This window comes from Hydrogenophaga sp. (assembly GCF_035481345.1).
Taxonomy (GTDB): Bacteria; Pseudomonadota; Gammaproteobacteria; order Burkholderiales; family Burkholderiaceae_C; genus Hydrogenophaga.
Genome location: NZ_DATIGV010000083.1, coordinates 70,443 through 90,112 on the forward strand (window position 1 = coordinate 70,443; position 19,670 = coordinate 90,112).

The 19,670-nt window shown below is 67.7% G+C and carries 26 protein-coding genes; 16 read left to right on the forward strand and 10 right to left on the reverse strand.

The window, feature by feature from the left end; all coding sequences use genetic code 11:
* Positions 1–69 precede the first annotated feature (69 nt).
* From VLG41_RS08810 to VLG41_RS08820, 3 genes are read right to left on the reverse strand one after another with little or no spacing between them, the layout of a single operon-like run.
* Positions 70–1,257, reverse strand: a complete 1,188-nt coding sequence (locus VLG41_RS08810) for a VWA domain-containing protein (RefSeq protein WP_325349016.1) — start codon at positions 1,255–1,257, stop codon at positions 70–72.
* Between the two features lie 16 nt (positions 1,258–1,273).
* Positions 1,274–1,867 carry a GNAT family protein gene (locus tag VLG41_RS08815; protein ID WP_325349017.1) on the reverse strand — a complete coding sequence of 198 codons (594 nt, stop codon included), beginning with the start codon at positions 1,865–1,867 and terminating at the stop codon, positions 1,274–1,276.
* Entirely contained in the window at positions 1,864–2,706 is an 843-nt protein-coding gene (locus VLG41_RS08820) for an AAA family ATPase (protein ID WP_070397356.1), read from the reverse strand. The genes VLG41_RS08815 and VLG41_RS08820 overlap by 4 nt, the downstream gene beginning before the upstream one ends.
* 127 nt (positions 2,707–2,833) lie before the next feature.
* On the opposite strand from VLG41_RS08820, the gene VLG41_RS08825 reads away from it, so the two are divergent.
* The gene (locus tag VLG41_RS08825) at positions 2,834–3,502 is read left to right on the forward strand and encodes a c-type cytochrome (RefSeq protein ID WP_325349018.1); all 669 of its coding nucleotides are present in this window, start codon (positions 2,834–2,836) and stop codon (positions 3,500–3,502) included.
* A 55-nt stretch (positions 3,503–3,557) separates the two neighbouring features.
* On the opposite strand, the gene VLG41_RS08830 is transcribed toward VLG41_RS08825, so the two are convergent.
* Positions 3,558–3,992 (reverse strand): DUF1841 family protein, encoded by a 435-nt coding sequence (locus VLG41_RS08830; protein ID WP_288254898.1) that lies wholly within the window; start codon positions 3,990–3,992, stop codon positions 3,558–3,560.
* Between the two features lie 20 nt (positions 3,993–4,012).
* The gene (locus VLG41_RS08835) at positions 4,013–4,651 is read right to left on the reverse strand and encodes a trimeric intracellular cation channel family protein (protein WP_325349019.1); all 639 of its coding nucleotides are present in this window, start codon (positions 4,649–4,651) and stop codon (positions 4,013–4,015) included.
* Between the two features lie 16 nt (positions 4,652–4,667).
* On the opposite strand from VLG41_RS08835, the gene VLG41_RS08840 reads away from it, so the two are divergent.
* From VLG41_RS08840 to VLG41_RS08850, 3 genes are read left to right on the forward strand one after another with little or no spacing between them, the layout of a single operon-like run.
* Positions 4,668–5,432 (forward strand): sulfite exporter TauE/SafE family protein, encoded by a 765-nt coding sequence (locus tag VLG41_RS08840; RefSeq protein WP_325349020.1) that lies wholly within the window; start codon positions 4,668–4,670, stop codon positions 5,430–5,432.
* A gap of 49 nt (positions 5,433–5,481) precedes the next feature.
* Complete coding sequence (locus tag VLG41_RS08845; RefSeq protein WP_325349021.1) at positions 5,482–6,090, forward strand: ParA family protein; 609 nt, start codon at positions 5,482–5,484, stop codon at positions 6,088–6,090.
* Positions 6,091–6,149: 59 nt separating this feature from the next.
* On the forward strand, positions 6,150–6,605 hold the full coding sequence (locus tag VLG41_RS08850) for a MaoC family dehydratase (RefSeq protein WP_325349022.1): 456 nt from the start codon (positions 6,150–6,152) through the stop codon (positions 6,603–6,605).
* Between the two features lie 9 nt (positions 6,606–6,614).
* On the opposite strand, the gene VLG41_RS08855 is transcribed toward VLG41_RS08850, so the two are convergent.
* The 3 genes from VLG41_RS08855 to VLG41_RS08865 all read right to left on the reverse strand — a co-directional run bounded on the left by VLG41_RS08855 (position 6,615) and on the right by VLG41_RS08865 (position 8,128).
* Positions 6,615–7,022, reverse strand: coding sequence for a hypothetical protein (locus VLG41_RS08855; protein WP_325349023.1), 408 nt, complete (start codon positions 7,020–7,022; stop codon positions 6,615–6,617).
* 65 nt (positions 7,023–7,087) lie between these two features.
* Entirely contained in the window at positions 7,088–7,561 is a 474-nt protein-coding gene (trmL, locus tag VLG41_RS08860) for a tRNA (uridine(34)/cytosine(34)/5-carboxymethylaminomethyluridine(34)-2'-O)-methyltransferase TrmL (RefSeq protein WP_325349024.1), read from the reverse strand.
* Between the two features lie 27 nt (positions 7,562–7,588).
* Positions 7,589–8,128, reverse strand: coding sequence for a ComF family protein (locus VLG41_RS08865; protein ID WP_325349025.1), 540 nt, complete (start codon positions 8,126–8,128; stop codon positions 7,589–7,591).
* Positions 8,129–8,377: 249 nt separating this feature from the next.
* Between VLG41_RS08865 and VLG41_RS08870 the strand changes: the two genes are divergently transcribed.
* The 7 genes from VLG41_RS08870 to VLG41_RS08900 all read left to right on the forward strand — a co-directional run bounded on the left by VLG41_RS08870 (position 8,378) and on the right by VLG41_RS08900 (position 14,214).
* Positions 8,378–9,286 (forward strand): biotin synthase, encoded by a 909-nt coding sequence (locus VLG41_RS08870; RefSeq protein WP_325349026.1) that lies wholly within the window; start codon positions 8,378–8,380, stop codon positions 9,284–9,286.
* Positions 9,287–9,524: 238 nt separating this feature from the next.
* The gene (coxB, locus tag VLG41_RS08875) at positions 9,525–10,661 is read left to right on the forward strand and encodes a cytochrome c oxidase subunit II (RefSeq protein ID WP_325349060.1); all 1,137 of its coding nucleotides are present in this window, start codon (positions 9,525–9,527) and stop codon (positions 10,659–10,661) included.
* Between the two features lie 39 nt (positions 10,662–10,700).
* On the forward strand, positions 10,701–12,320 hold the full coding sequence (gene ctaD, locus VLG41_RS08880; protein WP_325349027.1) for a cytochrome c oxidase subunit I: 1,620 nt from the start codon (positions 10,701–10,703) through the stop codon (positions 12,318–12,320).
* Between the two features lie 19 nt (positions 12,321–12,339).
* A complete protein-coding gene (locus tag VLG41_RS08885; RefSeq protein WP_325349028.1) occupies positions 12,340–12,450 on the forward strand; it encodes a cytochrome oxidase small assembly protein in 111 nt (36 codons plus the stop codon).
* A gap of 15 nt (positions 12,451–12,465) precedes the next feature.
* Entirely contained in the window at positions 12,466–13,062 is a 597-nt protein-coding gene (locus VLG41_RS08890) for a cytochrome c oxidase assembly protein (RefSeq protein WP_325349029.1), read from the forward strand.
* A gap of 5 nt (positions 13,063–13,067) precedes the next feature.
* Entirely contained in the window at positions 13,068–13,268 is a 201-nt protein-coding gene (locus VLG41_RS08895) for a DUF2970 domain-containing protein (protein WP_325349061.1), read from the forward strand.
* 64 nt (positions 13,269–13,332) lie between these two features.
* Entirely contained in the window at positions 13,333–14,214 is an 882-nt protein-coding gene (locus tag VLG41_RS08900; RefSeq protein ID WP_325349030.1) for a cytochrome c oxidase subunit 3, read from the forward strand.
* 76 nt (positions 14,215–14,290) lie between these two features.
* On the opposite strand, the gene VLG41_RS08905 is transcribed toward VLG41_RS08900, so the two are convergent.
* Complete coding sequence (locus VLG41_RS08905) at positions 14,291–14,527, reverse strand: twin transmembrane helix small protein (protein WP_325349031.1); 237 nt, start codon at positions 14,525–14,527, stop codon at positions 14,291–14,293.
* Positions 14,528–14,590: 63 nt separating this feature from the next.
* Between VLG41_RS08905 and VLG41_RS08910 the strand changes: the two genes are divergently transcribed.
* From VLG41_RS08910 to VLG41_RS08930, 5 genes are read left to right on the forward strand one after another with little or no spacing between them, the layout of a single operon-like run.
* Positions 14,591–15,328, forward strand: coding sequence for an SURF1 family protein (locus VLG41_RS08910; RefSeq protein ID WP_325349032.1), 738 nt, complete (start codon positions 14,591–14,593; stop codon positions 15,326–15,328).
* Positions 15,309–15,986, forward strand: coding sequence for a hypothetical protein (locus tag VLG41_RS08915; RefSeq protein ID WP_325349033.1), 678 nt, complete (start codon positions 15,309–15,311; stop codon positions 15,984–15,986). Before VLG41_RS08910 ends, VLG41_RS08915 begins: the two co-directional genes overlap by 20 nt.
* A gap of 1 nt (position 15,987) precedes the next feature.
* Positions 15,988–17,139, forward strand: coding sequence for a COX15/CtaA family protein (locus VLG41_RS08920; RefSeq protein ID WP_325349034.1), 1,152 nt, complete (start codon positions 15,988–15,990; stop codon positions 17,137–17,139).
* Complete coding sequence (gene cyoE, locus VLG41_RS08925; protein WP_325349035.1) at positions 17,136–18,038, forward strand: heme o synthase; 903 nt, start codon at positions 17,136–17,138, stop codon at positions 18,036–18,038. Before VLG41_RS08920 ends, cyoE begins: the two co-directional genes overlap by 4 nt.
* Positions 18,032–18,628, forward strand: a complete 597-nt coding sequence (locus VLG41_RS08930) for an SCO family protein (protein ID WP_325349036.1) — start codon at positions 18,032–18,034, stop codon at positions 18,626–18,628. The genes cyoE and VLG41_RS08930 overlap by 7 nt, the downstream gene beginning before the upstream one ends.
* A gap of 64 nt (positions 18,629–18,692) precedes the next feature.
* Here VLG41_RS08930 and VLG41_RS08935 read toward each other — a convergent pair whose 3' ends face one another.
* Positions 18,693–19,655, reverse strand: coding sequence for a tripartite tricarboxylate transporter substrate binding protein (locus VLG41_RS08935; protein WP_325349037.1), 963 nt, complete (start codon positions 19,653–19,655; stop codon positions 18,693–18,695).
* Positions 19,656–19,670 lie beyond the last annotated feature (15 nt).

Here is a 19,670-nt window from a genome sequence, read left to right on the forward strand (position 1 = left end):
GCGAGCAGGAACGCAAGCCGACACGCGGCCCGGCGGGGGCGGGCCGGAAACAGGAAACGCATTCGCCGATTATTTCGACAGCATGCGCATCGTGTCTTCCAGGCCCTTCAGGGTGAGCGGGAACATGCGTTGCCCCATGAGCTGCTGGATGATGCTGATGCTCTGTCGATACTGCCAGACGCCGTGGGGTTCCGGGTTGATCCAAGCGAACTTGGGAAACGCATGCGTGAGGCGCTGCAGCCACTCGGCTCCGGCTTCCTCGTTGTTGTATTCCACGCTGCCGCCGGGCTGCAGGATCTCGTAGGGGCTCATCGTGGCGTCGCCCACGAAGATCAGCTTGTAGTCCTTGTTGTACTTGCGGATGATGTCCCAGGTCGGGAATTTCTCCGCGTAGCGGCGGCGGTTGTTCTTCCACATGAAGTCGTAGACGCAGTTGTGGAAGTAATAGAACTCGAGGTGCTTGAACTCGCTCTTGACGGCCGAGAACAACTCCTCGACGCGCTGGATGTGCTCGTCCATGGTGCCGCCCACATCCATCAGCAACAACACTTTCACGTTGTTGTGCCGTTCCGGGATCATCTTGATGTCCAGGTAGCCGGCGTTGGCGGCGGTGCTGCGGATGGTGTCGGGCAGATCGAGTTCCAGGTCGTTGCCCTCGCGCGCGAACTTGCGCAGGCGGCGCAGCGCGACCTTGATGTTGCGCGTGCCCAGTTCCTGCGTGTCGTCGTAGTCGCGGTAGCTGCGCTGCTCCCACACCTTCACGGCGCTTTTGCCGCCGCCCTTGCCGCCGATGCGCACGCCTTGCGGGTTGACGCCGCCATTGCCGAAGGGAGACGTGCCACCGGTGCCGATCCAGCGGCTGCCGCCTTCGTGGCGCTCTTTCTGCTCTTCGAGGCGCTTCCTCAGCGTCTCCATCAGCTCGTCCCAATCCATCTTCGGCGCGTTCGCCTTCTGCTCCTCGGACAGGATGCGCTCCATCTCCTGGCGCAGCCAGTCGGCGGGAATGGGCTTGGTGAAGTCCGCGATCATCTCCACGCCCTTGAAGTAGGCGGCGAAGGCGCGGTCGAACTTGTCGAAGTGCTTCTCGTCCTTCACCAGCGCGGTGCGTGAGAGGAAGTAGAAGTCGTCCATGCTGCAGGCGTCGGGGTTGGCGGGCCCGACCACGTCGGCCTTGAGCGCTTCCAGCAGCGTGAGGTACTCCTTCACCGACACGGGCAGCTTGGCCGAGCGCAGGGTGTAGAAGAAGTCGATCAGCATGGCGATCCCCTCGGGTTCAGTCGTGCCGGCCCCGCAGGTACAGCAACTGCGCACGCGCCTCGGGCCATTCGCCTGATCGCATGCTGTACATGACGGTGTCGCGAATGGTGCCGTCGCGGCGCAGGGCGTGGCCGCGGATGACGCCATCCTTCTTCGCGCCCAGGCGCTCGATGGCCTGCTGCGACGCGAAGTTGTAGTTGTCGGTGCGCCAGCCCACCACGTGGCAGCCCAGGGTGTCGAAGGCGTGGCCCATCATGAGCAGCTTGCAGGTGGTGTTGACGTGGCTGCGCTGCGCGCGTTTGGCGTACCAGGTGTAGCCGATCTCCACGCGCTTCACGGCGGGCAGGATGTCGTGGTAGCTGGTGCTGCCCAGCACGGTGTCGCTCGCCTCGTCGATCACCGCGAAGGCGAAGCGGTGGCCTTCCTCACGCATGCGCAGGGCGTCATCGATGTACTGGCGGGTCTGCGCGGGCTCGGGCACCGAGGTGATCCGCAGCTTCCAGAGCTCGCCGTCGGCCGCCGCCGCGCGCAGCCCGTCCTCGTGGTGCGGCGCCAGCGGCTCCAGGCGAACGCCGCGTTCGTTCAGGACGACGGGGCGCACGAACATCATCGGTTCCTCTGGTTCATGAACACCAGCTTCTCGAACAGCGTGGTGTCCTGCTCGTTCTTGAGCAGCGCGCCCACCAGCGGCGGGATGGCCACCTTGTCGTCGGCGCTCTGCAGGGCTTCGAGCGGAATGTCCTCGGCCATCAGCAGCTTGAGCCAGTCGAGCAGCTCGCTGGTGCTGGGCTTCTTCTTCAAGCCGGGCAGGTTGCGCACGTCGTAGAAGGTCTTCATCGCGACCTTCAGCAGGTCCTGCTTGAGTGTCGGGAAGTGCACGTCGACGATCTTGTGCATCGTCTCGGCGTCGGGGAACTTGATGTAGTGGAAGAAGCAGCGGCGCAGGAAGGCGTCGGGCAGTTCCTTTTCGTTGTTGGAGGTGATGAAGACCAGCGGGCGGTGCTTCGCCTTGATGAGCTCGTGCGTCTCGTAGCAGTAGAACTCCATGCGGTCGAGCTCGCGCAGCAGGTCGTTCGGGAATTCGATGTCGGCCTTGTCGATCTCGTCGATCAGCAGGGCCACCGGCTGGTCGGCCGTGAAGGCCTGCCACAGCACGCCCTTGACGATGTAGTTGTGGATGTCCTTCACCCGCTCGTCGCCCAGTTGCGAATCGCGCAGGCGGCTCACCGCGTCGTACTCGTACAGGCCCTGCTGGGCCTTGGTGGTGCTCTTGATGTGCCACTGCAGCAGCGGCATGTCCAGCGCCTGCGCCACCTCCTCGGCCAGCATGGTCTTGCCGGTGCCGGGCTCGCCCTTGACCAGCAGCGGGCGCTTGAGGGTGATGGCGGCGTTGACCGCCAGCATCAGGTCTTGCGTGGCGACGTAGTTCTGGGAACCCTGGAATTTCATGAAGGCGACCTCGGGATGGCGGCGCGGGCTGTCCGCGCGCGGGACTCGGGATGTGGCGGGGGGCGCGAAGACCGCTCCTATAATTCGCGGTTGATCTTTCCCGGCCGTTCTTCATTGTGCTAGCAAAATGACCCCACTGCTGAACCCGCTCGCCCGTACCCTTGTCGCCGCTGCGACGCTGTTCGTTGCTGCCACATCGGCCCAGGCGCAGGGCGTCACCGGTGACGTGGAAGCCGGCCACAAGAAGGCCGAGATGTGCATCGGCTGCCATGGCATCAAGGGCTACCAGAACAGCTTCCCCGAGATCCACAAGGTGCCCATGATCTCGGGCCAGTCGGCGCCCTACATCGTGTCGGCCCTCAAGGCCTACCAGAAGGGCGACCGCAAACACCCGTCCATGCGCGGCATCGCCGGCTCGCTCACCGAGCAGGACATGGCCGATCTCGCCGCCTTCTACGCGGGCCAGGCCGGTCCGGCCGCGCCGGAGACGGCGGCCACCGCAAGCGCCGACGTCGCCGCGCTGCTGACCAAGGGCGCCTGCGTGTCCTGCCACGGCGCCAACTTCAGCAAGCCCATCGACCCGAGCTACCCCAAGATCGGCGGCCAGCACGCCGACTACCTGTTCGTGGCGCTCAAGTCCTACACCGTCGAGGGCAACCACGTGATCGGCCGCAGCAACGGCATCATGGCCGGCATCGCCAAGCAGTACACCCCGGCCGAGATGCGCGCCATTGCCAAGTACCTGAGCACCGTCAATGGCGAACTCCAGACCGTGCCGCAGTCGCGCTTCCGCTGAACGACTCAGGAAGCCCAACCAACAAAAGGCCGCTCACTGAGCGGCTTTTTGTTTTTCAATCTTGTGTTGCCCGGCGCCGCACGGCGTCGATGTAGGCCTGGCCATCGGGCGGGCGCCCGGCGCGTTGGCTTTCCCACAGCATGGCGCCCAGGCACTCCATCACCTCGTGGTGCGCGGTGTGCAGGTCGCCCCGGCGCGCGGTGAGCAGTTCCACGGCCTGGCGGATGCCAGGCGGCTGGTCGATGCTGCACTGCTCGCTGATCGACAGGTGCATGGACAGGTGAAGGAAGGGGTTCTCGCGCGCGGCATCGGGCTGGCTCAGGCGCGCCACGGCGGCCTCGGCGTCGCCCAGTTCGGCGTGGTACTCGGGGTGCTCGGCGATCCACTGAGCGGCCAGTGTCTCCAGCGCGTCGAGGGGGGCCGCGTCGCGCCGTTTGGCGAAAGCGCCGCAGAAGAAGCGGCGCACGTCGGCTTGGGAGGGGTTGAACATGGGGCGATTGTCCTGCCGGATCAAAGCCGCCACGGCGGGAGTTGCCAATCGCGCCACAGCGCCAGGCCACGCAGCCCGGCCGTGACGCCCACGCAGGCCATCAGCGCCAGCCAGCCCGGCGCCGCCAGGGCCCACAGGCCCACGTAGACCCAGCCGCCCACGAAGGCGCACACCGCGTAGGGCCGGTGGTCGCTGAAGGCGCTGGGGATCTGGTTGCAGACCACGTCGCGCAGCACCCCGCCGGCCACGCCGGTGACGATGCCCATGAGCACGGCCACCAGCGCCGGCATCTCCAGCAGCAGCGCCTGGTGGGCGCCGGTGGCGGCAAACAGGCCCAGGCCCAGGGCGTCGGGCCATTGCATGGCGCGTTCGGTCACCTGGAAATGGCGCGTGCGCAGGAACAGCATGGCCAGCACGCTGAGGGCCAGCACGCCCCACAGCAGCTCCACGTGGCGCACCCAGAAGAAGGGGCGCTCGTCGAGCAGCAGGTCGCGCAGCGTGCCGCCGCCGAAGGCCGCCAGAAAGGCCACCACCACCACGCCCACGGCGTCGAGCCGCTGGCGCGCGCCGGCCAGGATGCCCGAGAGCGCGAAGGCCACGGTGGCGGCCAGCTCCACCAGGAGCCTGAGGGTTTCCCCCCACAATGTCACGTTTTGCATCGCCGGATTGTCTTGCGTGTCTTCGCTGCCCATCATCACCGACCCGTACTTCTACTTCGTCGCCGTGCCGGCCGTGCTGCTGCTGGGCATCAGCAAGAGCGGCTTCGGTGCCGGCTTCGGCTCACTGGCGGTGCCGCTGATGGCGCTGGCGGTGACGGTGCCACAGGCAGCGGCCATCCTGATGCCCGTGCTCCTGGTGATGGACCTGCTGGGCATGGCGGCCTTTCGCAAGAACGTGGACCGGCAACTGCTGAAGTTCCTGCTGCCGTGGGGCCTGGTGGGGGTGGTCATCGGCACGCTGCTGTTCCGCTCGCTCGACGCGCACCTGGTCGCGGGCATCGTGGGCGGCTTCACGCTGGTGTTCCTCGCCCAGCGCCTGCTCTTCCCGCCCAAGCCCGACAGCGCGCCGCCGCCGCGCTGGGTCGGCGCCATCCTCACCGCCACGTCCGGGTTCACCAGCTTCGTGGCGCACGCGGGCGGGCCACCCATCAATGCCTACGTGATCCCGATGCGCCTGCCGCCGGTGCTGTTCACGGGCACCATGGCCTTCTTCTTTTTCTTCGTGAACATGGCCAAGTGGGTGCCCTACGCCTGGCTCGGCCTGATCGACCTGCGCAACATGGCCACGTCGCTGGTGTTGCTGCCGCTGGCGCCGGTGGGGGTGTGGATCGGCGTTCGCATCGCGCACCGCATCCGCCCCGTGCTGTTCTACCGGCTCATTCACCTCGGCATGTTCCTCACGGGCTGCAAGCTGGTGTGGGACAGCCTCGGGCTAACATAGCGTTACCTGTGCCAGTACCGGCCCCGGCGGCCGAACTCAAGGAGACGACATGCCGATCGTGGTGGTTGCAAATCCGAAGGGGGGCGTCGGCAAGACCACGCTGTCAACCAATGTGGCCGGTTACTTCGCCAGCCAGGGCCATGGCGTCATGCTGGGCGACGCGGATCGCCAGCAGTCCTCGGCCCTGTGGTTGCGCCTGCGGCCGCCCACGGCCCGGCCGATCCACACCTGGGAGGTGTCGCACGACCAGATCGCGCGCCCGCCCAAGGATGTGACCCACGTGGTGCTGGACACGCCCGCCGGCCTGCACGGCAAGCGCTTCAAGGAAGTGCTCAAGCTGGCCAACAAGGTCATCGTGCCCCTGCAGCCCAGCATCTTCGACATCTACGCCACGCGCGATTTCCTCGACGAGCTGACCGAGACGCGCCGCGCCGCCGTGGGCATCGTGGGCATGCGGGTCGATCCGCGCACCATCGCGGCCGACAAGCTGGCCGAGTTCGTGGCCGGGCTGGACCTGCCGGTGCTGGGTTACCTGCGCGACACGCAGAACTACATCCACCTGGCCGCGCGCGGGCTCACGCTGTTCGACGTGGCGCCCTGGCGAGTGGAGAAGGACCTTCAGCAGTGGAAGGGCATCTGCGAGTGGCTGGACCACTGAGTCGGCGGCTTGTCGCGCGCCCGACATCGCATCGGGGCGCGGCTTTGTAGAGTGCGCCGATGCGCACATTCGACACCCTGGAAGAAATCGACGCGTTGGTGGGTCAGGCCGTGGCCACCAGCGACTGGGTCACCATCACGCAAGAGCAGGTGAACCGCTTCGCCGAGGCCACCGGCGACCACCAATGGATTCACGTGGACGTGGACCGGGCCAAGGCGGGGCCGTTCGGCGCGCCCATCGCGCATGGGTTTCTCACGCTGTCCCTCCTGCCGGTGTTCTTCGAATCGGCGATGCAGGTGCGCGCTTCGCGCATGGGGGTGAACTACGGCTTGAACCGGGTGCGCTTCACCTCGCCGGTGCCGGTGGGCAGCCGCCTGCGCGCGCACATGACGCTGCAGGCCTGCGAGCCCATCGACCAAGGCGGACGGCAGATGACCTGGGCGGTCACGGTGGAGCGCGAAGGCGTCGAGAAGCCGGTGTGCCTGGCCGAATCGCTGGTGCGCCACTACCCCTGAGCGCGGGGCTCAGCGGATGCGGGCAAGCTGCTTGGGGTCGAGCCAGTCCTCGAACAACTGGCGCAGGGCGTCGATGCGCTCGGCGGCCACGTGCTGGCTGTGGCGCTGGGCGATGATCTGGAAGGCGTCGTTGCGCAGCAGCCAGAGTTCCTGAGGGCTGCGCGCCTGTTCGATCTGGCGGCGCAGGCGCAGGGCCGGCACGGTGGTCACGCAGTCGGCGATGGTGCCCAGCAGGTGCTGGCGGATGGTGACGATGTCACGCAGGTGGGGCGTGCGCCGCGGGCGCGGCTGCGGCTGGATGGCGCCACCGAGCCAGCGCGCGATGAACGCGAGCACCACGCCCGCTTCCGTATGCGCCCCCCGGCCGGAACCGGTGGCGGTCAGCCGATGGGGATGGGGACTGATCGTGGTCTGCATGGGGCGCATGGTGGATCAGTTGCCCCAAATGGGGGATGTCATAAGGGTTCATCGTGTGATATGGATCACGCAAACCCGCCTTGAAAGCCGTTCTGGCGCCAGGCCTCGAAAACGGTGACGGCCACGGCGTTCGACAGGTTGAGGCTGCGCTGACCCGGCCGCATGGGCAGGCGCAGCCACTGGTCGCGGTCGATCGACTCCCGAATCGCCAGAGGCAGGCCGCTGGATTCGGAACCGAACACCAGCCAGTCGCCGGCTTGCCACGAGACCTCGTGCACGCCAAGCTGGCCGCGCGTGGTCAGGGCGAACAGCCGGCCCGGCTCGGGCTGGGCTTGTTGCAGAAAGGCAACCCAGTCGGGGTGGCGGCGCACGTCGGCGTATTCGTGGTAGTCGAGCCCGGCGCGCCGCATCAGCTTGTCGTCCATGGAAAAGCCCAGTGGCTCGATCAGGTGCAGCGTGCAGCCGGTGTTGGCGCACAGGCGGATCACGTTGCCGGTGTTCGGCGGAATTTCGGGGTGGACGAGGACGACATTGAACATGGTGGGCGGCGCATGATAGTGGCGGCCTCAGGTGACCCGTTCGTGGGGCGCGGGCGTGCGCGCGAAGACCAGGGCGACCACCCGGGCGGCGCCCGCGGCGCGCAGGGCCTGCGCGGCGGCGGCCAGGGTGGCGCCGGTGGTGGTCACGTCGTCCACCAGCAGGACACGGGCGCCCCGCAGCCGTGGCAGACCGTCGATGGGCACGGCGAAGGCGCCCTGCAGGTTGCGAAGGCGCTCCCTGCGGGCCAGCCGATGTTGGGCCAAGCCGTCGCTCAGGCGCACCAAGGTGTTCGCGAGCGCGGGGCGCGGGTGGAGGCGCGTAAGCGCCTTGACCAGTTCCCAGGGCGGGTGATGGCCGCGTTCGGTCAGGCGCGTGGGGGTCAGCGGCACCGGGGCGACCCAGTCGGCGCCGTCGAGCAGCGTGGTAGCGCCCGGCGCGTCGAGCATCAGGCCCGCAAAGGGCTGCGCCCAGCCCGGCTCTCCCTGGAACTTGAAGCGGGCGATCAGGTGGTCCCAGGGGTAGGCGTAGTCCACGGCCACCGAGCATGCGGCAAGCGCCGACTCCACGGGATGCGCCAGGCAAGGGCAGGGTGATGCGCCATCAAGGGGCGCCGCGCAGTGCGGGCAGCGTGGGCGGACCGGGGCGAAGCGCTGGCGGCAGGCGGTGCACAGTGGCTGGGCCGGCCACTGACCACACACGCGGCATTGACTGGGCCACGCCAGGCCCTGGCTCCACGCACTGAATCGCCCCATGCGGGCTCAATATACTGAGCGCCCTTCTTCGATACCGTGGCCGGTTCGCGCCGGCCCACTCCCTTGAGCCCTTCCCCTTCCGACGCCAGCGACGCCGTGCCCGGCCTCGACGCCGTGGCCTGCTCCCGCTGGCAGGGCCTGCCGCGCCGCAGCAGCCCCTGGCTGCATGAAGAGGTGGCGGGTCGCATGGCCGAGCGCTTGCAATGGTTCCGCGAACCACCCACCAGCTGGCTGCATTGGGAGCCCGTGCTCGGCGGCCTCCAGGCGCATGCGCGGCTGCGCGCGACCCTGCCCCAGGCCGAGTGCCAGGTGTGGTCGCGGGACCTGACGGGCGCCCTGGCGGCCACCCGGGAGCCCGCGCCCCGGTCGTGGAATCCCCTGCGCCGCTCGCGTCGGGTGGAGCCGCTCGCCGCCGATCCGCAGCGCCCGGTGCAGATGCTGTGGGCCAACATGGGCCTGCACGCCGAACCGCAGCCGCAGCGCCTGATCGCGCGTTGGCACTCGCACATCGCCACCGGCGGTTTCCTGATGTTCGCCTGCCTGGGGCCGGACAGCCTGCGGGAGTTGCGCACCGTCTGGGACGCCGAAGGCTGGCCCGCGCCGGCACACGATTTCACCGACATGCACGACTGGGGCGACATGCTTGTGCAGGGCGGTTTCGCCGAGCCCGTGATGGACATGGAACGGCTCGAACTCACGTACGGCAGTGCGGCGGGGCTGGTCGATGAACTGCGCGGTTTCGGGCGCAACCTGTCGGCCGGGCGTTTCGCGGCCCTTCGTGGCCGGGGCTGGCGCGAGCGCATGCTGGCGGCGATCGAGGCCCACGGTCCGCGCGCGGCCGATGGCCGCCTGCGCCTGACCATCGAGATCGTCTATGGTCACGCCTTCAAGGCCGCGCCCCGGCCAGCCCGTGGAGACGCCACGGTGCCGCTGGACGCGATGCGCGAGCAGTTGCGTCGGCGCCGCGGCTGAGCCGCGTGCACCCGCCGTCAACAGAACCCGACCGGGGCTCCCGGCTTGGTGCGAGGCGGCCCTATGGCGGCGGCTACAATCCCGCGGTTTGAGTCGATGGGCATTTTCCCTGTGCCGGCGCGTCGCCTTCGGATGGTGCGTCACCCTGGCTCAGTCGATATTTCTAATTGAGGCGCAACAAGTGAGTAAGACGACGAAGACGCTGCAAGCCCTACGTGCAGCGCGCAACGCGGCGGGACTGGCACTGCTGAGCGCCGGGGTCTGGACCTCGGTGGCCGCTCAAAAGGTCAATGATCTGCCGGGCGGGCCAGCGGTCAACCAGCTCAACTTTGCGCCGCCAGTCACCAAGATCGCCGAAGAGCAGCACTGGCTGCACTGGTTCATGATGGGCATCTGCGCCGTGATCTTCGTGATCGTCTTCGGCGTGATGTTCTATTCGATCGTCAAGCACCGCAAATCGGTGGGCCACAAGTCGCAGGCGCTGCCCGAGCCCATCTGGGTGGAACTCGGCTGGACCATCGTCCCCCTGCTGATCGTCATCGGCATGGCCTTGCCCGCCACCAAGGTGCTGGTCGCCCAGAAGGACACCACCAACGCCGACCTGACCATCAAGGCGGTGGGCATGCAGTGGAAATGGGGCTACGAGTACATCAAGGGTGAAGGCGAGGGCATCGACTTCCTCTCCACGCTCGACACCTCGCACCGTGTCATGTCCAACAGCGGTAAGCCCGAGGCCACCGACGACTACCTGCTCAAGGTGGACAACCCGCTCGTGGTGCCCGTGGGCAAGAAGATCCGCATCATCACCACCGCCAACGACGTGATCCACGCCTGGATGGTGCCGGCCTTCGGCGTCAAGCAGGACGCCATCCCCGGCTTCGTGCGCGACACCTGGTTCCGCGCCGAGAAAACCGGCGACTTCTACGGCCAGTGCGCCGAGCTGTGCGGCAAGGAGCACGCCTACATGCCCATCCACGTGAAGGTGGTGTCGGCCGAGGAGTACACCGCCTGGGTGGGCGAGAAGTACAAGGCCATTGCGGCCGCCGCCGACGACCCGAGCAAGGTCTGGACGCTGGCCGATCTGGTCCAGCGCGGTGAATCCGTCTACGCCGCCAACTGCGCGGCCTGCCACCAGGCCAACGGCAAGGGCGCCGGCCCCATCAAGCCGCTCGACGGCTCGCCGATCGTGCTTGATGCCGACAAGAACAAGGCCATGCAGGTGGTGCTCAACGGCGCCGCCGGCGGTGCCATGCCGGCCTGGAAGCAGCTCTCCGACACGGAAATCGCGGCGGTTCTCACCTACGCCAAGAACCACTGGAGCAACAAGACCGAGCAGATCGTGCAGCCCGCCGACGTGCAGGCTGCGCGCCAGTGATCCGCCCGCGCATCGAGATCGAGAACCTGAGGAACAGACATGAGTGCAGTGCTTGACCACCACGACGCGCACGGCCACGACCACGACCACCACGCCCCCACGGGCTGGCGCCGCTGGGTGTTCGCCACCAACCACAAGGACATCGGTACCCTGTACCTGCTGTTCTCGTTCACCATGCTGATGGTCGGGGGCGTGCTGGCCCTGGGCATCCGCGCCGAGCTGTTCCAGCCCGGCCTGCAGCTGGTGAACCCCGAGCTGTTCAACCAGCTCACCACCATGCACGGCCTGATCATGGTGTTCGGCGCCATCATGCCGGCCTTCGTGGGCTTCGCGAACTGGATGATCCCGCTGCAGATCGGCGCGTCCGACATGGCCTTCGCGCGGATGAACAACCTGAGCTTCTGGCTGCTGATCCCGGCGGCCATCATGCTCGTGGCCTCGTTCTTCATGCCCGGCGGCGCGCCCGCCGCGGGCTGGACGCTCTACGCGCCGCTGACGCTGCAGATGGGCCCCTCGATGGACGCCGGCATCTTCGCGATGCACATCATGGGCGCCTCCTCGATCATGGGCTCGATCAACATCATCGTGACCATCCTCAACATGCGCGCGCCCGGCATGACGCTCATGAAGATGTCCATGTTCTGCTGGACCTGGCTCATCACCGCCTACCTGCTGATCGCCGTGATGCCCGTGCTGGCCGGCGCGATCACCATGACGCTGACCGACCGCCACTTCGGCACCAGCTTCTTCAACCCCGCCGGCGGCGGCGACCCGGTGATGTACCAGCACATCTTCTGGTTCTTCGGCCACCCCGAGGTCTACATCATGATCCTGCCGGCCTTCGGCATCGTGAGCCAGGTCGTGCCCGCCTTCGCGCGCAAGAAGCTCTTCGGCTACGCCTCCATGGTGTACGCCACGGGCTCCATCGCCATCCTGTCCTTCGTCGTGTGGGCGCACCACATGTTCACCACCGGCATGCCGGTGACGGGCCAGCTCTTCTTCATGTACTCCACCATGTTGATCGCCGTGCCCACGGGCGTGAAGATCTTCAACTGGATCGCGACCATGTGGAAGGGCGAGATGACCTTCGAGACCCCGATGCTGTGGGCCGTGGGTTTCATCTTCGTGTTCACCATGGGCGGCTTCACCGGCCTGATCCTGTCGGTCGCGCCGATCGACATCCAGATGCAGGACACCTACTACGTGGTGGCGCACTTCCACTACGTGCTGGTGGCCGGTTCGCTGTTCGCCATGTTCGCTGGCATCTACTACTGGCTGCCCAAGTGGACGGGTGTGATGTACAGCGAGACCCGCGGCAAGATCCACTTCTGGTGGTCGATGATCTCGTTCAACGTCACCTTCTTCCCGATGCACTTCCTGGGTCTGGCCGGCATGCCCCGTCGCTACGCCGACTACCCGATGCAGTTCGCCGACTTCAACATGATCGCGTCCATCGGCGCCTTCGGTTTCGGTCTGGCGCAGGTGTACTTCTTCCTGGCCGTTGTCGTGCCCGCCATGCGCGGCCAGGGCGAGAAAGCCCCGCAGAAGCCCTGGGAAGCCGCCGAAGGCCTGGAGTGGGAAGTGCCGTCGCCTGCGCCGTTCCACACCTTCGAGAACCCGCCCAGGCTCGACGCCACCGCCACCAAGGTGATCGGCTGAATCCCGCGCACGCCTCGCCATGACGCCTGAACAGAAAAAGAGCAACGTCCGCCTGGGCCTGATCCTGGCCTCGGTGGCGGCGGTGTTCTTCCTCGGCTTTGTCGCCAAGTTCGTGCTGCTGAACGGCTGAAGCCCGGAGCTGTCGATGGGTCTGCGCCAGGAAAACCTCAAGATCGTGGGCAAGCTCTGCGTGATCGCGCTGGGCATGTTCGCGTTCGGTTACGCGCTGGTGCCCATCTACCGCCACATCTGCGACGCGCTGGGCATCAACGTGCTGGCGGTGTCGGAAACGCGCATCCCCGGCGCGGCCAAGCTGCCCGCCAACACGCAGGTGGACCTCAGCCGCACCATCACGGTCGAGTTCGACACCAACGTGCGCGGCCCCTGGAACTTCAAGCCCGCGGTGCGTTCGCTCCAGGTCCATCCGGGCGAGCTCACCACGGTGATGTACGAGTTCCAGAACATCCAGAACCGCAGCATGGCCGCGCAGGCCATTCCCAGCTACGCGCCCAAGCAGTCGGCCGCGCACTTCAACAAGCTCGAGTGCTTCTGCTTCACGCAGTACACGCTCGCGGCCGGTGAGAAGAAGGAGTGGCCGGTGGCTTTCGTGATCGACCCGCGCCTGCCCAAGGACGTCACCACCATCACTTTGTCGTACACCTTCTTCGAAGTGGGCGGCAAGACGCCGCCGGCGCCCGAGTCGGCCGCCCTGGCCCCTGCCGCGGCACAAGGTGGCGCGTGAACAGCATGACCACACCCTCGCGTTCCGGTTCGCTGCTGAGCACGATCAAGGCCGTGCTCTGGGGCTTTCTCGGCGTGCGCCAGCGGGCCGAATACGAAAAGGACATCAAGCGCCTCAATCCGCTGCATCTGGTGGCGGTGGGGATCGTGATGGCCTTCATCTTCGTCGGCGCGCTCATCGCGCTGGTGAACTGGATCGCCGGATGAGGGCGGCGGCCAGAACAACGAATCCATTGAAATCGACAGCGACAGCACAACAGGAGTGAGCAGCATGTCCGCAGCATCCCATGGCTCCACGCCGTACTACTTCGTCCCCGGACCCTCGCGCCATCCGGTCATGGCCGCCATCGGCCTTTTCTTCGTGATCCTCGGCGCCGGCCAGTGGGTCAACGGTGCGCAGTGGGGCGCGTACTCCGTGGCCTTTGGCATGGTCTTCTGGCTGTTCGTGCTGTTCCAGTGGTTCCGCGATGCCGTGCACGAGAGCGAGACCGGCATGTACGGCCGCAAGATCGACCTCTCGTTCCGCTGGAGCATGAGCTGGTTCATCTTCTCCGAGGTGATGTTCTTCGGCGCCTTCTTCACCGCCCTGTGGTGGGCGCGCGCGCACGCGCTGCCCAATCTGGGCAGCTTCGAGAACTCGCTCATCTGGCCCAACTTCTCTGCCGTGTGGCCCAGCGTGCAGGCTGGTGCCACCGCGTCGCCGGCCGGCATCGTCGAGCCCTTCCAGACCATGGGCCCGTTCTGGCTGCCCACCATCAACACGGCGCTGCTGCTCACCTCGGGCGTCACGCTCACCATCGCCCACCACGCCCTGCAGGCCGGCCAGCGCGCCAAGACCATCGGCTTCATGTGGGTCACGGTGCTGCTCGGCCTCGTGTTCCTGTTCGTGCAGGGCTACGAATACGCGCATGCCTACGCCGACCTGAACCTCAAGCTCAGCTCGGGCATCTTCGGCTCCACGTTCTTCATGCTCACGGGCTTTCACGGCTTCCACGTGCTGGTGGGCATGCTGATGCTGTTCTTCATCACGCTGCGCCTGCACAAGGGCCACTTCACCGCCGAGCGCCACTTCGGCTTCGAGGGCGCGGCCTGGTACTGGCACTTCGTGGACGTGGTGTGGCTGGGCCTGTACGTCCTCGTCTACTGGATGTGATGCCCCGTCAGGGACGATCGCCCCATGAAAAAAGCGCCGCGAGGCGCTTTTTTCTTTCAGTGCCCGCGCGGCGGGTTCAGCGCTGCAGGGGCAGGCCGGTCGGCTGGATCCAGCCCATGAAATACGCCACCAGCACCAGCACGAACAGCAGGACGGAAAAGCCCACGCGAAAGGCCAGCGCGCGCGCCATGTGGCGCCTGCGCGGTGCCTCACCGTCCTTGTCGTCGTGCACGCCGCCGCGCATCATGAACACCAGCGCCGCGGCCAGGCTGCCGATGATGGCCACGAAAGCCACGATCACGAAGTACTTCATGGACCGCATTATCCGAGCCCCGCTGAGAGGCGCTGTCGGACGGAGCCGCATCGGAGGTGGCGCGTGAGCCGCGCGCGCTTCGTCGTCGTCAGCGTGGCGGCCGCCCTGACCGTGGCGGCCACGGCCTCGCTCGGTCTGTGGCAGTTGGACCGCGCGGCGCAGAAGACCGCGCTGGAGGCCTCGATCCGTTCACGCGCCGATCTGCCCGCCTGGGACAACCGCGAGCTGCTCGCGCAAGCCGATCCGGCCTCGGGCGCGTACCGGCCGGTGCGCCTGCGAGGGCAATGGCTCGCGCAGCACAACGTGTTCCTCGACAACCGCCAGATGGACGGCCGTGTGGGGTTCTTCCTGGTCACGCCCCTGCGCCTGAGCGGCAGTGACCGCGCGGTGCTCGTGCAGCGCGGCTGGGTACCGCGCGATTTCAACGACCGCCTGCGCGTGCCGGAGGTGGCCACGCCCCCGGGCGAGGTGACCGTGAACGGGCGCTTGGCCCCGCCCCCCGGGCGCCTTTACCAGTTCGGCGAGACCGGCACCGGGCCCATCCGGCAAAATATCGACCCCGCTGCCTACCGGCTGGAGACCGGTCTGGCGCTGCTGGATCCATCGGTCCAGCAAACGGGCGACGACGAGGGCCCCTTGCGCCGCCATTGGCCGCTGCCGGCCACCGACGTGCAGAAGCACCATGGCTACGCCTTCCAGTGGTTCGCGCTGTGCGCCCTGGTCGCCGGCCTCTACCTCTGGTTCCAGATCATTCAACCCCGCCGCCAACGCGCCCGCCTCCATGGCCCAGACGCCCGATGAACCCCTGACGCTGACGGTGCACAGCCTGCCCACGCCCGATCGCGGCGACGCCGAGCGCGCCTCGGCCACGCGCAGCGGCCGCTGGAAGATGTTCGCCATCCTGCTCGTGTGCGCGGCGCCCGTCGTTGCCTCGTACTTCACCTATTACGTGATCCGGCCGGAAGGCCGGCGCAACTACGGCGAACTCGTCACCTCGCAGCCCACGCTGCCCGCGATCGACGCCACCGACACGCAAGGGCGGAGGGTGCCGCTGGCCTCGCTGCAGGGCCAGTGGCTGCTGGTGAGCGTGGCCGACAGCGCCTGCGACGCCGCCTGCGAGAAGCACCTCTATCTGCAGCGTCAGTTGCGCGAAACCCTGGGCCGTGAGAAGGACCGCCTCGACTGGGTCTGGCTGCGCACCGGCGCCACCGAGCTGCGCCAGCCGCTGCGTGAGGCCACTGCGGCGGCCACGGTGCTGCACGTCGACGCCGTGGCGTTGGCCCAATGGCTGCGGCCAGCCGAGGGCCGCCGCCTCGAGGACCACCTCTACGTGGTCGATCCGCAGGGCCACTGGATGATGCGTTTCCCCGCCGACATCGACGCCGCGCGCGCCAAGCGCGACCTCGACCGCCTGCTGCGGGCTTCGTCGTCCTGGGACAAGGCGGGCCGGGAACACTGAGATGGACGCCACCCAATCCCTGGTCGATCTCGCGCCCATCACGCGCATGATGCTGCTGGGCATCGTGATCGCCATTGGCCCGCTCGCGTGGATCTGGCTGAGGCACCGCCAGGCCAGCCCCGCGCAGCGCCTGCGCGTGCTCACGCTGGTCACGCTGTTCCTCACCTTCGACCTGGTGCTCTTCGGCGCTTTCACGCGCCTCACCGACTCCGGCCTGGGTTGCCCCGACTGGCCCGGCTGCTACGGTGCCGCCAGCCCGCTCGGCGCGCACGCCGACATCTCGGCCGCGCAGTCGGCCATGCCCACCGGCCCGGTCACCTTCTCCAAGGCATGGATCGAGATGATCCACCGCTACCTCGCCACCGGCGTGGGTGTGCTCATCATCGTGCTGGCCGTGGGCAGCTGGATCGAGCGCCGCCGCCTCCACGTGCACTGGGTGTGGCCCGTGGTCACGCTGGTGTGGGTCTGCCTGCAGGGCGCTTTCGGGGCGCTCACCGTGACCATGAAGCTCTTCCCCGCCATCGTCACCTTGCACCTGTTGGGCGGCCTCGTGCTGCTGGCGCTGCTGCGGGCGCAGTCGGTGGCCTATCGCCTGGGCGAGCCCGGTGGCGCCGGGCCGGTGCCGATCGGCGCCGCGCAGCGTGGGGCGCTGCTGCTGGCCTTTGGGCTGGTGTGGTTGCAGATTGCACTGGGGGGCTGGGTCAGCACCAACTACGCGGTGCTGGCCTGCCGTGACTTCCCCACCTGCCAAGGCAGCTGGTGGCCCGCCATGAACCTGAGCGAGGGCTTCACGCTCTGGCGCGAACTCGGTGCCAACCACGCGGGAGAGGCCATCACCTTCCCCGCGCTCACGGCCATCCACTACGTGCACCGGCTCACGGCCTACGCCGTGTTCGCCGTGCTGCTGGCGCTGGCCTGGGCGCTGTGGCGCGTGCCGGGGCTGGAGCGCTTCGCTCGCGTGCTGGTCGCGCTGTGCGCCTGGCAGTTCCTGTCGGGGTTGAGCAACGTGGTGCTCGACTGGCCGCTGCTCGCCGCCGTCAGCCACACCGGCGGCGCCGCCGCGCTGATCATCGCTTTCACCGGCGCCGTCGCGGCCACGCGCGGGCGCCACGCGCCGGCCGCCCGGTGGCGCTTCACGGAGGCCGCGCGATGAGCACGGACGCCCGCACCCTGTCCCTGCCGTCCACCTGGCGCCAGTTCCACGCGCTGACCAAGCCGCGCGTCATCCAGCTCATCGTGTTCTGCGCGCTCATCGGCATGGTGCTGGCCGTGCCCGGCCTGCCGAGCTGGCCGCAGGTGCGGCTCGCGGCCGTGGCGTGTGTCGGCATCTGGCTCGTGGCCGGCGCGGCCGCGGCCTTCAACTGCGTGGTCGAACAGAACATCGACGCGAAGATGAGGCGCACCGCCTGGCGCCCCACGGCCAAGGGCGAACTCACCAACTGGCAGACGCTCAGCTTCTCGGCCGCGCTGTGCGCGCTCGGCTCGGCCATTCTGTGGTTCTGGGTGAACCCGCTTACCATGTGGCTCACCTTCGCCACCTTCGTGGGCTACGCGGTCATCTACACCGTCATCCTCAAGCCGCTGACGCCGCAGAACATCGTGATCGGCGGCGCCTCGGGCGCCATGCCGCCGGTGCTGGGCTGGGCCGCGATGACAGGCACGGTCGCGCCCGAGGCGCTGGTGCTCTTCCTCATCATCTTCCTGTGGACGCCACCGCACTTCTGGGCGCTGGCGCTCTACCGCGTGGAGGACTACCGCAAGTCCGGCCTGCCCATGCTGCCGGTCACGCACGGCTCCGAGTTCACCCGCCTGCAGATCCTGCTCTACACCTTCGTGCTGCTGGCGGCCACGCTGCTGCCCTTCATGTTGCGCATGAGCGGCTGGTTCTACCTGGTGAGCGCGCTGCTGCTGGGCATCGGCTTCTGCGGCTACGCTTTCGCGCTGTGGCGGAACTATTCCGACGGCCTGGCTCGAAAGACCTTCCGCTTCTCGCTCATCCACCTGTCGCTGCTGTTCGCGGCGCTGCTCATCGACCACTACCTGCCATGGTGACCACCTTCTCGCGCCGCCGCCTGCTCGTGGCCGCCGCCGGCGCCGTTGCGCTGAGCGCGTGCTCGGATTCGCCACAGGCCTTCAAGGCCATCGACATCACCGGTGCCGACTACGCCACCGGCTTCTCCCTCACCGACCACAACGGCCAGAAGCGCACGCTGGACGACTTCAAGGGCAAGGCCGTGGTGATCTTCTTCGGCTTCACGCAATGCCCCGATGTGTGCCCGACCTCCATGACCGAGATGGCTGAGGCCAAGCGCCTGCTCGGCCCCGATGGCGAGCGTTTCCAGGGGCTGTTCCTCAGCGTCGACCCGGAGCGCGACACGCCCGAGGTGATGAAGCAGTACGTGACGAACTTCGACCCGAGCTTCCTCGCGCTGTACGCCGCGCCGGGGGAACTGGAGGCCGTGGCCAAGAGCTTCAAGGTCTACTACAAGAAGGTCGAAGGCAAGACGCCCACCAGCTACACCATGGACCACTCGGCCGGCAGCTACGTGTACGACCCGCAGGGTCGCATCCGCCTGTACCACCGCTATGGCAGCGGGGCGCAATCTCTCGCGGACGACCTCAAGCTGCTTCTGCAGGGCTGATCGGCAGTCCGGGCACAAAAGGAAAGGGCGCCCGAGGGCGCCCTTTGTGCGGGTGGTGCCAGGGTCAGCCCACCGTCGCGCCGCTGAGCTTGACCATGCGCTCGTACTTGGCGCGTTCGCGGTTCATGAAGTCGCCGAAGGCCTGCGGCGTGCTCGGCGCGGGCTCGGCCATCAGCGTGGCGAACTTGCCCTTCACGTCCGGCGACTGCAGGGCGGCGGTGAAGGCCGCGTTGAGCTTGGCCACCACGTCGGCGGGCGTGCCGGCCGGCGCCACCAGGCCCCACCAGGTGTCGATCTCGAAGCCCGGCAGGGTCTCGGCCACCGTGGGCACATCCGGCATCACGCTGCTGCGCTGCGCGGTGGTGACGGCCAGGGCCTTGAGCTTGCCCGAACGGATGTTGGCCGCCGCGGTGGCCAGGTTGTCGAAGTTGAAATCCACCTGGCCAGACAGCAGGCCCAGTTGGGCCGGGTTGCCGCCGTTGTAGGGGATGTGCACCGCGAACACGCCGGCCTGGTTCTTGAACAGCTCGCCCGCCAGGTGGCCTGCGCTGCCGCTGCCACCCGAGCCGTAGTTGAGCTTGCCCGGGTTGGTCTTGCCGTAGCGGATCAGGTCCGGCAGGCTGTTGATGTTCAGGCGCCTGGCGGCGTCGGCGTTCATCACCAGCACGTTGGGTACGCGCAGCATCTGCGTGACCGGCGCGAAGTCCTTCGCGGGGTCGTAGGGCAGTTGTTTGAACAGCCACGGGTTGATGCCGTGCGACGCGGTGGTGGCGATGCCCAGGGTGAGGCCGTCGGGCGCGGCCTTGGCGACCTGGCTCACGCCGATGTTGCCGCCCGCGCCGGGGCGGTTTTCCACGATCACCGTGCCCAGCGAGTCCTTCACCGCATCGGCCAGGATGCGCGCCGTCACGTCGATCGGGCCGCCGGCCGCGAAGGGCACCACGATGCGCGTGGTGCGCGTCTGGGCCCAGGCGGGCAGGGCGAGGGCGGAGGCGGTGAGGGCGATGGCGTGGCGGCGGGAAATCATGGTGTGTCTCCGGTG

What these genes read in the sequence shown, in the direction of transcription:
- VLG41_RS08895 (WP_325349061.1), top strand. Translation starts at nt 13,068, where the DNA reads ATGACCACACCCTCGCGTTCCGGTTCGCTGCTGAGCACGATCAAGGCC.
- VLG41_RS08935 (WP_325349037.1), bottom strand. Translation starts at nt 19,655, where the DNA reads ATGATTTCCCGCCGCCACGCCATCGCCCTCACCGCCTCCGCCCTCGCC.
- VLG41_RS08850 (WP_325349022.1), top strand. Translation starts at nt 6,150, where the DNA reads ATGCGCACATTCGACACCCTGGAAGAAATCGACGCGTTGGTGGGTCAG.
- ctaD (WP_325349027.1), top strand. Translation starts at nt 10,701, where the DNA reads ATGAGTGCAGTGCTTGACCACCACGACGCGCACGGCCACGACCACGAC.
- cyoE (WP_325349035.1), top strand. Translation starts at nt 17,136, where the DNA reads ATGAGCACGGACGCCCGCACCCTGTCCCTGCCGTCCACCTGGCGCCAG.
- VLG41_RS08855 (WP_325349023.1), bottom strand. Translation starts at nt 7,022, where the DNA reads ATGCAGACCACGATCAGTCCCCATCCCCATCGGCTGACCGCCACCGGT.
- VLG41_RS08930 (WP_325349036.1), top strand. Translation starts at nt 18,032, where the DNA reads ATGGTGACCACCTTCTCGCGCCGCCGCCTGCTCGTGGCCGCCGCCGGC.
- VLG41_RS08815 (WP_325349017.1), bottom strand. Translation starts at nt 1,867, where the DNA reads ATGATGTTCGTGCGCCCCGTCGTCCTGAACGAACGCGGCGTTCGCCTG.
- trmL (WP_325349024.1), bottom strand. Translation starts at nt 7,561, where the DNA reads ATGTTCAATGTCGTCCTCGTCCACCCCGAAATTCCGCCGAACACCGGC.
- VLG41_RS08885 (WP_325349028.1), top strand. Translation starts at nt 12,340, where the DNA reads ATGACGCCTGAACAGAAAAAGAGCAACGTCCGCCTGGGCCTGATCCTG.
- VLG41_RS08900 (WP_325349030.1), top strand. Translation starts at nt 13,333, where the DNA reads ATGTCCGCAGCATCCCATGGCTCCACGCCGTACTACTTCGTCCCCGGA.
- VLG41_RS08830 (WP_288254898.1), bottom strand. Translation starts at nt 3,992, where the DNA reads ATGTTCAACCCCTCCCAAGCCGACGTGCGCCGCTTCTTCTGCGGCGCT.
- VLG41_RS08845 (WP_325349021.1), top strand. Translation starts at nt 5,482, where the DNA reads ATGCCGATCGTGGTGGTTGCAAATCCGAAGGGGGGCGTCGGCAAGACC.
- VLG41_RS08915 (WP_325349033.1), top strand. Translation starts at nt 15,309, where the DNA reads ATGGCCCAGACGCCCGATGAACCCCTGACGCTGACGGTGCACAGCCTG.
- VLG41_RS08890 (WP_325349029.1), top strand. Translation starts at nt 12,466, where the DNA reads ATGGGTCTGCGCCAGGAAAACCTCAAGATCGTGGGCAAGCTCTGCGTG.
- VLG41_RS08835 (WP_325349019.1), bottom strand. Translation starts at nt 4,651, where the DNA reads ATGCAAAACGTGACATTGTGGGGGGAAACCCTCAGGCTCCTGGTGGAG.
- VLG41_RS08820 (WP_070397356.1), bottom strand. Translation starts at nt 2,706, where the DNA reads ATGAAATTCCAGGGTTCCCAGAACTACGTCGCCACGCAAGACCTGATG.
- VLG41_RS08810 (WP_325349016.1), bottom strand. Translation starts at nt 1,257, where the DNA reads ATGCTGATCGACTTCTTCTACACCCTGCGCTCGGCCAAGCTGCCCGTG.
- VLG41_RS08920 (WP_325349034.1), top strand. Translation starts at nt 15,988, where the DNA reads ATGGACGCCACCCAATCCCTGGTCGATCTCGCGCCCATCACGCGCATG.
- VLG41_RS08825 (WP_325349018.1), top strand. Translation starts at nt 2,834, where the DNA reads ATGACCCCACTGCTGAACCCGCTCGCCCGTACCCTTGTCGCCGCTGCG.
- VLG41_RS08905 (WP_325349031.1), bottom strand. Translation starts at nt 14,527, where the DNA reads ATGAAGTACTTCGTGATCGTGGCTTTCGTGGCCATCATCGGCAGCCTG.